The following is a 10054-nucleotide window of genomic DNA, read 5'->3' as shown; positions in this document are numbered from 1 at the left end:
GGCCTGTCGGGGGCCGCGGTACTGGCCGGCGACCTGGTCGTCGGGGTGGTGGTGGAGGAGACCCCGAAGTACGGGGCCGGCCGGCTGAGCGTGGTGGCGGTCCGCGCGTTCGTCTTCGACACCGCCTTCCGCGCCCTCGTCGAGCAGGTGGCCGGGCAGCCGCCGATGGCCGAGCCGGCCGAGCTGGCGGCGGTGCTGGCCGGTCCGGCCCGGGTGCGGCCGCGTTCACCGGCGATGCTGTTGCGCGCCGACGCCGAGGCGGTGGGCTTCTACGGCCGCGAGGACGAACTGGCCGCGCTGAGCGCCTGGGCCGAGGCCGGCGACGACCGGAACGGTGAGGTACGGGTGCGGTTGTACACCGGACCGGGCGGGCAGGGCAAGACCCGGCTGGCCCGTGCCTTCGCCCGCGACCTGGCCGGTTCCTGGGTGATCGCGGCCCTGGCCGATCGCCGCGACGGCGGCGGCCAGGGCGAGCGGGCGGCGTTCGCCCGGCTGGCCTCCGGCACCGAGCGGCTGCTGGTCATCGTCGACTACGCCGAGACGCGCGCCGGGCAAGTACTGGACCTGCTGCGCGCGCTGGCCGGACGGGCCGCGCCGACCCGGGTGTTGCTGCTGGCCCGCTCGGCGGGTGACTGGTGGCAGGCCCTGGGCGATGATCTGGGCGAGCTGGCCCATCTGGCCGACCCCTGCCACGTCACCGCGCTGCCCGTGCTGGACGACAGCCTCACCGCCCGCCGGCGGGCCTTCACCCACGCCGTAACCCAGCTGCGCGCCGCCCTGCAGCGGCTGCCCGGACCCGGCCCGCTGGATCCGCCCGCCGTACAGGAGCCCGGTCGACGACACGACCGGGCCGGCGCCCACCCCGGTACCGGCGCCGGCGACGGTGCACCGGATCTGCGCGCCGGGCGCTACCGCACCGCGCTGGACATGCAGATGGCCGCCCTCGTCGCCGTGCTGGGCGGCCCGGCCGCGGGCGGTGCGCCCGAGCGGGAGATCCTGCGCCACGAGCGGCGCTACTGGAAGAGCACCGCCGTCCGGCGCGCGCCCAACAACCGCGTCGACCTGCATGACGACGTCCTGGCCCGGGCGGTGACCGTGGCCGCGCTGTGCGGGGCGTCGACCCGGGCCGAGGCGTCGCGCCTGCTGCCGGCCGTGCCGGGTATCGCCGCCGGAGACGAGGACCTGCACACCCGCGTCGCGGCCTGGTTGCACGAACTGTATCCGGCGGCGGGCGGCGCCTACTGGGGATCGCTCCACCCCGACCTGCTCGCCGAGCACCTCGTCGCGGCGGTCATCCGCGAGGACCCCGGCTTCCTGGCCCACGTCCTCGCCGAACCCTCCGACACCCAGGCGCGGCAGGCCCTGCGGGTCCTCGCCCGCGCCGCGCTCCACCAGCCCGACGTCGCCGCCGCGCTCACCGCCCTGATCGGCGGCCGGCCCGACCTCGCCCGGCACGCCGTGGCGGTCGCGCCGCAGAGCGAAAACCCCGATCCGCTGCTGTCGGCCCTGACGGAGGCGGTCGAGCGCATGCCCTGCCGGACCGAGTCGCTGAGGCCGCTGTGGGAGCTGGCCGAGGCGTTCCCGGCCCGCAGCCGACTCCTCGCCGACCTCAGATACCGGGTCTATCGGGCCATCGTCACCGTCCACTGGGACACCGGCACCCTGCACACCGCCGCCGACCATGAGGCCTTCGCCGCCGCCGTCGCCAACCTGGCACGGCACATGGCCGCGCTGGGCCGGACCCACGACGCGTTGCAGGGCCTGCGGCTCGCGGCCAACTACTACGAGTCCTTCGCCGAGCAGGATCCCGGCCTGTTCCTGCCCACGCTCACCTCCGTACTGGCCGAGCTCGCCGAGCAGCTCGCCAAGGTGGGGGAGAGGCACAACGCCACCGTCGCGATCCACCGCGCGCTCGACCTCGGCGAGCGCCTCGCCGCAGAGGAACCCGGCGCCCACCGCCTCCTTCTGGCGTCCACGCTGAGCACCTTCGCGTGCATGTTCCCCGGGTCGAGAACGGATGAGGCCCTGGCCGCCATGCGGCGCTCGGTCGCCCTGTACGAGCAGGCGGCGGGGGAGGAGGACGGGACGCGCCCGGCTCTCGCCGCGTCCCTGTGCAACCTCGTCGCGATATGTACGGCCGCCGGGCTGACCGGTGAGGCGCTGACCCACGCCCGGCGCGCGGTGGACATCTACGAGCCCCTGGCCGAGGCCGATCCCGACGCTCATCAGGCGGGCCTCGCCGGAGCGCTGCGCCATCTCGCGGTCCTGCTCGCCCACCGCGGGAAGCCGGACCAAGCGCTGGACGTGGCCGAGAGGATGGCCCCGCTCTGGGAGGAGCTGGTCGCGGGCTCCTTCGCACGCTTCGGCGCCGACTTCCTCCAGGTGACGCTGCTGCTGGGCTTCCTGCGCCTGGAGGCGGGCCGGCCGGTGGACGCCGCCGCGCCGCTGACGGCCGTGATCCGGCTCGGCCACTCCGGCGTGATCGCTCTGGAGAAGGACGACACGACCACCTACCAGGCCTACCGCCTGCTTCGCACCGCGTACCGGATGGCGCCGGAGGGAGTGTCCGCGCAATGGTCGCGGATCACTGGTGATCCGGCGCCGGAATGGCTGCGCGAGGAGGACACCGATCTCGCGGAGGAGGCCGGCTGGTACCGCCGGGCGGCCGAGGCCGGCGACGCGAACGCCGTCCGCCGCCTCGCCGAGCTCCACGACCGGCGGGGCGAGACCGCCGAGGCCGCGCGCTGGTACGCCAGGGCCGCCGAGGCCGGCGACACGAGGGCGATGAACTGGCTGGGGAGCCTGCTGCGGCGGCAGAACCGCCTGAACGAGGCCGAACCTTGGTGGCGCAGGGCTGCCGAGGCGGGCGACGTCGACGCGGCGAACAACCTGCTGAGCCTGATCAAGATCAAAGGCGAGATCGGCGAGGACGCGTTGCGTGATCCCGCGCCGAGGGTCATCTCGTGGAACCTGTGAGGCAGCGCCGGGTCACGGCGGGAACCGCCAGGCCGACGTGCTCTCCCCGGGGCCGTGGCACCCCAAAATCCAGAGATATTCTCTAGAGGGTTTCTCTAAATTTCCTCGGGTCTCCCGGCCGCGGACGACTAGACTCCCGGCCGTGGACAACGCGGAGACACACCGCTCCACCCCCGTCCGGACGGCCGTGGTGACAGGCGGCAACCGCGGCATCGGATACGCCGTCGCCGCGCGGTTGCTCCAGGACGGATGCGAGGTGGTGCTGGTCGCGCGTGACAGAGAGCGGGGGGAGGCGGCGCGGGCGTCGCTCGCCGGGTCCGGCGGGACCCGGGTGCGCCTCGTCGTCGGCGACCTGTCCAGCGTCCGGAAGGTGCGCGCGACCGCCCGGGCGCTTGGCGAGACCTGCCCGCGCATCGATGTGCTGGTCCACAACGCCGGTCTGTGGCCGAGCCGGCGGGTGCTGGGCGAGGACGGGCTGGAGCAGGCCTTCGTCACCAACCATCTCGCGCCGTTCCTGCTCAACCACGAGCTGGAGCCGTTGCTGGTCGCCTCCGGGGCGCGGGTCGTACAGGTCAGTGCCGGACTCTACGTCAACGGGCGGGCCGATCCGGAGCGCACCCCCACCGGTCTGGACTTCCACCCGATGCGGACCTACGCCGACACCAAGCTGTGCAACCTGCTGCTGGTGCCGCGGTCCGCCGAACGCTGGAAGAACGCCGGAGTGACGATCAACGCCGTTCACCCCGGAGTGATCCGCACGGGGCTGGGGGACCGCGGCGGCCCCCTGGGCTATCTGCTCAAGGCGGCGAAACTGCTGTGGAAGAGCCCGGACGCGGGCGCCCGGCCTGTCGTCAGGCTCGCGCTGGCCGAGGAAACGGCCGGGCAGACCGGCCGCTACTTCCACATCGACGCCGAGCAGCCGCTGGCCCCGGTCGCCGCCGACGCCGCGCTCGCGGAGCGGCTCTGGACACAGGCGCTGGAGCTCACCGGCCTCAAGCCGACCCCGCCGCCGGTCCGGCACGATGTCACCTAAGCAGCAGCGAGGTGAGGCGACCGCCGACAGGGTCCTGGCGGCGGCGCTCGACCTCTACGCGGCACAGGGGCCCGGTGGGCTGACCATGACCGCGCTGATCGCCGAGACCGGCGTCAGCAGCGGCAGCCTCTACCACCACTTCGGCAGCGTCGACGGGCTCGCCGCGGCCCTCTACAGCCGTTGCATGTCCGAACTGCTCGACGCGCTCATCGCCGCGCTCAAGCGCTCCAGGACGGCCCGTACCGGCGTACGGGCCCTGGTGGAAGCGTATTTGCGGTTCGCTCAGGACAACCGGCCGGCGGCCTGCTTCATCCATGCCTCGTCCTACGCCGGCTTCCTGCCGGCCCACGCGGAGCGCATCGCGGAGGCGAAGGCGTCCAGGATGCGCTGGATCGCCGACTGGCTCCGTCCCTACGTGGAGGCCGGGCAGGTCGTCGCCCTGCCCGACCCTCTCACCGAGATGCTGGTGATCGGCCCCGTGGCGGAGACCTCCCGCCGCTGGCTCGCCGGAGCACCCGACGTCGACCTGACGATCGCGGCGCGCCTGCTGCCCGAACGCATCTGGCAATCGGTCCGCGGCGAATGTCCACCGCAGGACAGGACCGGACGGTGAACGGACAGGATCTCCTCCCCATGGGCGGCCGGCGTGATCTGGGCTGACGGCAATCGGAAACGGCTCTGCCGCGGAGATCGTGACATGCCCGTGGCGAGCGAGCCGGGACAGCGGGATCCTCGTGGACGCCGTTGTCCCGGGGAGGTCCCGGCCGGCGGGTGAATCATCGTCCCCGGCAGGTGCGGAGCATGTTGAGCAAGGCCACCTTCTCCTTGCGGGTCACGGTGAGCCGGTAATGATGCTTCACGGTGATCCATGAGGTCGCATAGCGGCACCAGTAGCCGCGGCGCGGCGGACGCCAGCTCTGCGGCCCTTGGCCGCCCTTGGCGATGTTGACGGAGTGGCTGACCGCTATCAGCTCGGGGCGGGTGAGGTCGTTGGCGAAGGCGCGCCGCCGCGCCTGGCTCCATCTGCCCGCGCCGGAGCGCCAGGCGTACGCCAGCGGCACGACGTGGTCGACGTCGACCTGCTTCTCACTCTTCAGCCACTTGCCGTCGTAGGGGCTGTACCAGACGCCCTTGACCGGGTGGCAGGCCGCATTCCTGCGTACACGCCGCCCGTCACGGACCAGGACCACCTCTCGCGCGTCACACCTGCCCTTGTGGTGCGCCCATCGGGGCTGGAACCGCCGGTGGCTGTAACCGCGGATCGACAACGGCCTGGCGACCTTCAGCTGGGCCAGCATATGACGGGCAGGCGCCCCGGCGTCGGCCTGTGGCCGCTTGCGCGAGTCGGCTGCCGCCTGCGGGATAGCGGTGATCGGGATGACCAAAAGAGTGAGTACGGCGACTCGGACCGTCTGCCTCAAGAAGATCATGGTTCCACCTATACCAGTCACTCCCTGTCGGCGGCAGTGGTATGGGGCCCGGCGGTAATCGCCGAAAAACCAGTGGATGCGGCTGGTCGGCGTCTGAGCCCGGGGTCGGGCAGGGGGTGGAGGCCGAGGGCGGCGGCGCGGGTGCTCGGCCGAACGGCCGCGGGGTCTGCGGGACGAGGAGCGTCCGGGCCGGCCGCCGCTGATCACGCTGGATCGGGCCGAGGACGTGGTGGCGGCACCGGAGAACACCACCCACCGGTCACGGGCGGCTCCCAGGGCGGACGATGAGGACCACGACGATCGCCCACAGCAGGTTGTAGATCCCGGCGAGCATGCTCAGGGTGCGTAGCCGCTTGCCGTCGTCGGGGTCGGCGAGGGCGTCACGTTGACGCGGATAGATGTGCAGGGCGGGCAGGCCGCCTGCGGCAACGGTCCCGAGCAGGCCGAGCCTGCTGACCGTCAGCCCGAGCGGCGCGAGGGCGGCACCGAGCTCGGACTCGATCCGGTGCGCCGGCGTGAGCAGCACGATGGAAGGGCTGGTCTCCGGTGGCCCTGGACGGGCGTTCTCGGTTGTCTCCCCGCCGGTCTTCCGCACCGCCCATGGGCTGCGACGACATCGTTGAAGGAGGACGGGTTCCCCGACCCGGCGGGGACGGCCCCGCTGGAGGACGTGGCGCCCGATCACCGGCGGGCGGCGGTGGTGGACGGCACCGCTTCGAGAGGAGGTCGTCCGCCCACAGCGGACGACAAGGGGTAAGGAGAGCACCCACTCCTTTCCACTCTCAACCTATAGCGCACCGGGGGGCTTGCGGCAAGAACCGGGTCGTGCCGCAGAATGATCGGCCAAGGCCAGAACCTGCGGAAACGACAGATCCGCGAAGTGCGTGTGTCGTCGTCGACGTATGGGCTGCGCGGGAACGTCGAACCGCCCGCGGGACTCGGGGTGCGGTTGCGGGGAGACGCGCGGAGGTGCGGGTGTGCGCGCCGCCGGGCTGCGCGGGGCAGCCGGCCGAAAATCAATCTCATTGAACGGGGGTTCTCATGATTGACGTGATCGTGGCCGGCGGCGGACCGACCGGCTTGATGCTGGCCGGCGAGTTGCGGCTGGCCGGAGTGCGCGTGGTCGTGCTGGAGAAGTTGACCGAGCCGACCGGGCAGTCCCGCGGGCGAGGCCTGCACACGCGCAGCGTCGAGATGATGGACCAGCGCGGCCTGCTGGACCGGTTCCTCGCGGTCAGCGAGAAGTTCCAGGTCGGCGGTCTCTTCGGCGGCATCGTCAAGCCGTGGCCGGCCCGGTTGGACACGGCTCACCCCTACGGCCTCGCCACCCCGCAGCCGGTCATCGAGCGGCTGCTCAACGAGCGTGCCCTCGAGCTCGGTGCCGAGATCCGGCGCGGCTGCGAAGTGGTCGGGCTGAGCCAGGACGAGGACGGGGTGACCGTCGAGCTGGCGGACGGCACGCACCTGCGCTCGCGCTACCTCGTCGGGTGCGACGGCGCCCGCAGTACGGTGCGCAAGCGGCTCGGCGTCGGTTTCCCCGGCGAGCCCGCCAAGGTCGAGACGCTGCTGGGTGATATGGAGGTGACTGAGGATCCGGCGACGATCGCTGCCGTCGTCGCGGAGGTCCGCAAGACCCAACTGCGGTTCGGCGTCGTCCTCGCCGGGGACGGGAACGAGGAGGTCTACCGCATCGTCGTGCCCGCCGACAAAGTGGCCGAGGACCGTACGACCGCGCCGACCCTCGAGGAGTTCAAGCAGCAGCTGCGGGCCTTCGCGGGCACCGACTTCGGCGTGCACTCGCCGCGCTGGCTGTCCCGGTTCGGCGACGCCACCCGGCAGGCCGAGCGCTACCGGGTCGACCGGGTGCTGCTGGCCGGCGACGCGGCGCACATCCACCCGCCGACCGGCGGGCAGGGGCTCAACCTCGGCGTGCAGGACGCGTTCAACCTCGGCTGGAAACTGGCCGCCGCGGTCAACGGCTGGGCGCCGGAGGGGCTGCTGGACAGCTACCACGCCGAACGGCACCCGGTGGGCGCCCGCGTGCTGGACAACACCCGCGCGCAGATCACGCTGCTGGGGACCGATCCGGGTGCGACCGCGCTGCGGGAGCTGTTCGGGAAGCTGATGGACTTCGAGGAGGTGAACCGGTACGTGACCGGGATCATCACCGCGGTCGGGGTCCGCTACGACTTCGGCGAGGGCCACGAACTGCTCGGCCGGCGGATGCGGGACATCGGACTGAAGCGAGGTCGCCTCTACGAGCTGATGCACGGCGGCCGCGGGCTCCTGCTCGACCAGACCGGCCGGCTGTCGGTGGAGGGCTGGGCGGACCGGGTCGACCACGTCGTCGACGTCAGCGAGGAACTGGACGCGCCCGCGGCGCTGCTGCGGCCGGACGGCCACGTGGCGTGGGTCGGTGAAGATCAGCGGGATCTGCTCAGCCGGCTGCCCAAGTGGTTCGGCGCCGCCGGCTGAGCGCGCGGTCGTGGCCCGAAAGGGTGGGGCCTTGATCGAGACGCCTGAGTGGCCGGTGGAGCTGCGAGCGCACAGCCTTTCGCATATCGCATGACCTGGGCGCACCGCGGTCATCCGATACATTCACATGATCAACGAACTCGCGGATCAAAGATCAGCTGAGCCGGTGGAAGACATATCCGTTGGATTTTCGGCGATCACTACCGGCCCCCTGGCGGCTCGTCACCCGGTCCTCGTGAGCTCCTCCCAGTATCCCTTCCTGCCGGTCATCGCCATCGTCAGGGCCAGCGTGGTGCCGGTGACCTCGGGGCCCGTGCCGTACCGGAACGGCCCGTCGGTCGCGATCAGTCGTACCCCCTGCACGTGCTGCTTGGAGTCGAGCATCAGGTTCGAGTGGGAGTAGTACTCGGCCAGAAGGGTCAGCGTCTCAATCGGATAGGCACGGCGGATGCCCAGCGGGCGCCTGATGTCCTCGCCGTGGACGATCGCCTCGCCCAGCATCGCCACCACCGGTAGCGGCGGCTTGGTCCTGCTGGCGACAACGGCGCGGAAGGCGGCGAGCGTCTCCTGCGGGGTGGCGCCCAGACGCGTGGCCAGACGCTCGGCCACCTGGCGGTCGAAGTCGAAGCGGGCGCGGATCACCCCGGCCAGCCAGTTCATCGGTCCGATGCCGGCCGCCACGGTGATGTGGGCCAGCACCTCGCGCACTGACAACCCCTCACACAGGGACGGCGTGGTCCACTGCTCGTCCGTCAGCTCGGCCAGGTCGTCGGCCAGGGCGGCGCGCTCGGCGTGGATGAGCGGCCAGATGTCACGCGGTCGGGTCACGGTCGGGATTCCTCTCCGTCGAAGGGTCACCCGGTAGGACTGCGGCGATGAAGCGGAATCGTCGCTCATGGGGAAAGATCTCACCGAACCCGTCCAGCCGCTGCACGCCCACTGCCGCCGCATGCTCGGTCCACGACACCGGGGCGGCGGGGCGGCGGTGGCTGGAGCCGTACCGGCCGTGCCCGAGCCGCGCTACGAGCAGCGCGAGACCGGCGCGCTGCTCACCACCGAGAACACCCCCTTGAAGAGGTAACCGCAGACGCCGCCCACCGGAAACCGCAGACCGACCTGCTGTTCCGGGTGGAGTCCCGGGCCGTGTGCCCGCACGTCCGGGCCCCGCACCTCCGGTATGCGTGCTGCTCTCGGCCGGATTGGAACCGGCATCGGACTCCCTCCCGCCATGCGCGCGGGCGGTCCGCGAATCCCCCCCGGGTGGCAGGGCTGTGTCCGGACGTTGAACGAGGTCGCGCGCCAGGCTCACAGACCGAGCGGCACAGGTCTGGCCGGAACCCCGCCGGCGATCAGCGCCGCTAACGGCGTGGCCAGGTCGCGCGGTGAGAATACGTCGGGACCGCAGTAGTCGGCGATGTCCGATGGCCGCCACCAGCGGAAGCCGACGATGTGCTCGGCGGCGAGCTCGTCATCGGACATCGCGCCGCGAGGGTGGAACGACGCGACGCGGACGAGGAAGTAGTCGTTGACCACTCCGTCGTAGCCCACCGCGTGTCCAGGCTCGATGACCTCTTGGTGCCAGACATGCGGCGGGTCGGCGTCAATGGCGAGTCCCACCTCCTCGTGCAGCTCCCGACGTAGGGCGGCAAGGATGGTTTCGTCACGCTCAACGCCTCCGCCGGGCGCCGCCCACACAACGATCGTCCCGGTCGGCTGAGGAATGACCAACCGACACAGCAGGATGCGGTCGTCTTCGTCGAGAACGACCGCGCGGACCGAACGACGCAGATGTGCCAAGGGCATCCGCGTAGGCTACCCGCCTGCCTCCGGCCTGAACGATCCCTTGGAATCGATCATCCAGAAGGTCACTGAAAACCTTGTGTTCTGGCCTCGCTCCGGATGATGCAGGGCCGGACTTCGACGGCATGCGGGGTGAGTGGACCGGGGAACGGGTCGGGCCGGACGTACGGGTCGGCGGGGAAGCGCTCGTTGAGCATGAAGTGCAGGTTGCCGTCCTTGGCGTGACCGAAGATGACGCTGCGCTCGTAGTGGTACCGGGCAAACAGGGTGGTCAAGTCGTCGCACAGGTCGGCCAGTTCTGCCACCGGGACGGCGACGTCCTCCAGCAGGGCGGTGGTGC

General features: G+C 71.6%; 8 protein-coding genes and 2 pseudogenes. 5 read left to right on the top strand and 5 right to left on the bottom strand.

The features are described 5' to 3' along the window. From CA984_RS17345 to CA984_RS17335, 3 genes and pseudogenes are all read left to right on the top strand, one after another. Positions 1-2976 (top strand): annotated as a pseudogene (locus tag CA984_RS17345) (tetratricopeptide repeat protein); the annotation flags it as partial. A 142-nt stretch (positions 2977-3118) separates the two neighbouring features. Beyond that, the gene (locus CA984_RS17340) at positions 3119-4009 is read left to right on the top strand and encodes an SDR family NAD(P)-dependent oxidoreductase (RefSeq protein ID WP_086573525.1); all 891 of its coding nucleotides are present in this window, start codon (positions 3119-3121) and stop codon (positions 4007-4009) included. After that, complete coding sequence (locus CA984_RS17335; RefSeq protein ID WP_086573523.1) at positions 3999-4622, top strand: TetR/AcrR family transcriptional regulator; 624 nt, start codon at positions 3999-4001, stop codon at positions 4620-4622. The genes CA984_RS17340 and CA984_RS17335 overlap by 11 nt, the downstream gene beginning before the upstream one ends. A 163-nt stretch (positions 4623-4785) precedes the next feature. Here CA984_RS17335 and CA984_RS17330 read toward each other — a convergent pair whose 3' ends face one another. Together CA984_RS17330 and CA984_RS47940 are read right to left on the bottom strand one after the other, a co-directional pair. Then, positions 4786-5439, bottom strand: coding sequence for an HNH endonuclease family protein (locus CA984_RS17330; RefSeq protein ID WP_086573520.1), 654 nt, complete (start codon positions 5437-5439; stop codon positions 4786-4788). A 259-nt stretch (positions 5440-5698) separates the two neighbouring features. Continuing rightward, the gene (locus CA984_RS47940) at positions 5699-5965 is read right to left on the bottom strand and encodes a hypothetical protein (RefSeq protein WP_423229313.1); all 267 of its coding nucleotides are present in this window, start codon (positions 5963-5965) and stop codon (positions 5699-5701) included. Between the two features lie 515 nt (positions 5966-6480). Between CA984_RS47940 and rox the strand changes: the two genes are divergently transcribed. After that, the gene (gene rox, locus CA984_RS17320) at positions 6481-7914 is read left to right on the top strand and encodes a rifampin monooxygenase (protein ID WP_086573515.1); all 1434 of its coding nucleotides are present in this window, start codon (positions 6481-6483) and stop codon (positions 7912-7914) included. Between the two features lie 222 nt (positions 7915-8136). Here the strand turns inward: rox and CA984_RS17315 are convergent, their stop codons facing one another. Beyond that, positions 8137-8742, bottom strand: coding sequence for a maleylpyruvate isomerase family mycothiol-dependent enzyme (locus tag CA984_RS17315; RefSeq protein ID WP_207620908.1), 606 nt, complete (start codon positions 8740-8742; stop codon positions 8137-8139). Positions 8743-8809: 67 nt separating this feature from the next. Here CA984_RS17315 and CA984_RS17310 point away from each other — a divergent pair, with 67 nt between their 5' ends. After that, on the top strand, positions 8810-8995 hold the full coding sequence (locus tag CA984_RS17310) for a hypothetical protein (RefSeq protein WP_086573509.1): 186 nt from the start codon (positions 8810-8812) through the stop codon (positions 8993-8995). 224 nt (positions 8996-9219) lie between these two features. Here the strand turns inward: CA984_RS17310 and CA984_RS17305 are convergent, their stop codons facing one another. Further along, on the bottom strand, positions 9220-9717 hold the full coding sequence (locus tag CA984_RS17305; RefSeq protein ID WP_086573507.1) for an NUDIX domain-containing protein: 498 nt from the start codon (positions 9715-9717) through the stop codon (positions 9220-9222). 62 nt (positions 9718-9779) lie between these two features. Beyond that, positions 9780-10046, bottom strand: a pseudogene (locus tag CA984_RS47935) (FAD-linked oxidase C-terminal domain-containing protein); the annotation flags it as partial. Positions 10047-10054: the final 8 nt, after the last annotated feature.

Source organism: Streptosporangium minutum, assembly GCF_002149035.1.
Classification (GTDB): Bacteria; Actinomycetota; Actinomycetes; order Streptosporangiales; family Streptosporangiaceae; genus Streptosporangium; species Streptosporangium minutum.
This window is presented reverse-complemented; position numbering and strand designations above follow the sequence as displayed.

Bases quoted from the DNA above. Each gene is read 5' to 3' on its own strand.
- CA984_RS17335 (WP_086573523.1), top strand. From the start codon at position 3,999: ATGTCACCTAAGCAGCAGCGAGGTGAGGCGACCGCCGACAGGGTCCTG.
- CA984_RS17330 (WP_086573520.1), bottom strand. From the start codon at position 5,439: ATGATCTTCTTGAGGCAGACGGTCCGAGTCGCCGTACTCACTCTTTTG.
- rox (WP_086573515.1), top strand. From the start codon at position 6,481: ATGATTGACGTGATCGTGGCCGGCGGCGGACCGACCGGCTTGATGCTG.
- CA984_RS17310 (WP_086573509.1), top strand. From the start codon at position 8,810: ATGGGGAAAGATCTCACCGAACCCGTCCAGCCGCTGCACGCCCACTGC.
- CA984_RS17305 (WP_086573507.1), bottom strand. From the start codon at position 9,717: ATGCCCTTGGCACATCTGCGTCGTTCGGTCCGCGCGGTCGTTCTCGAC.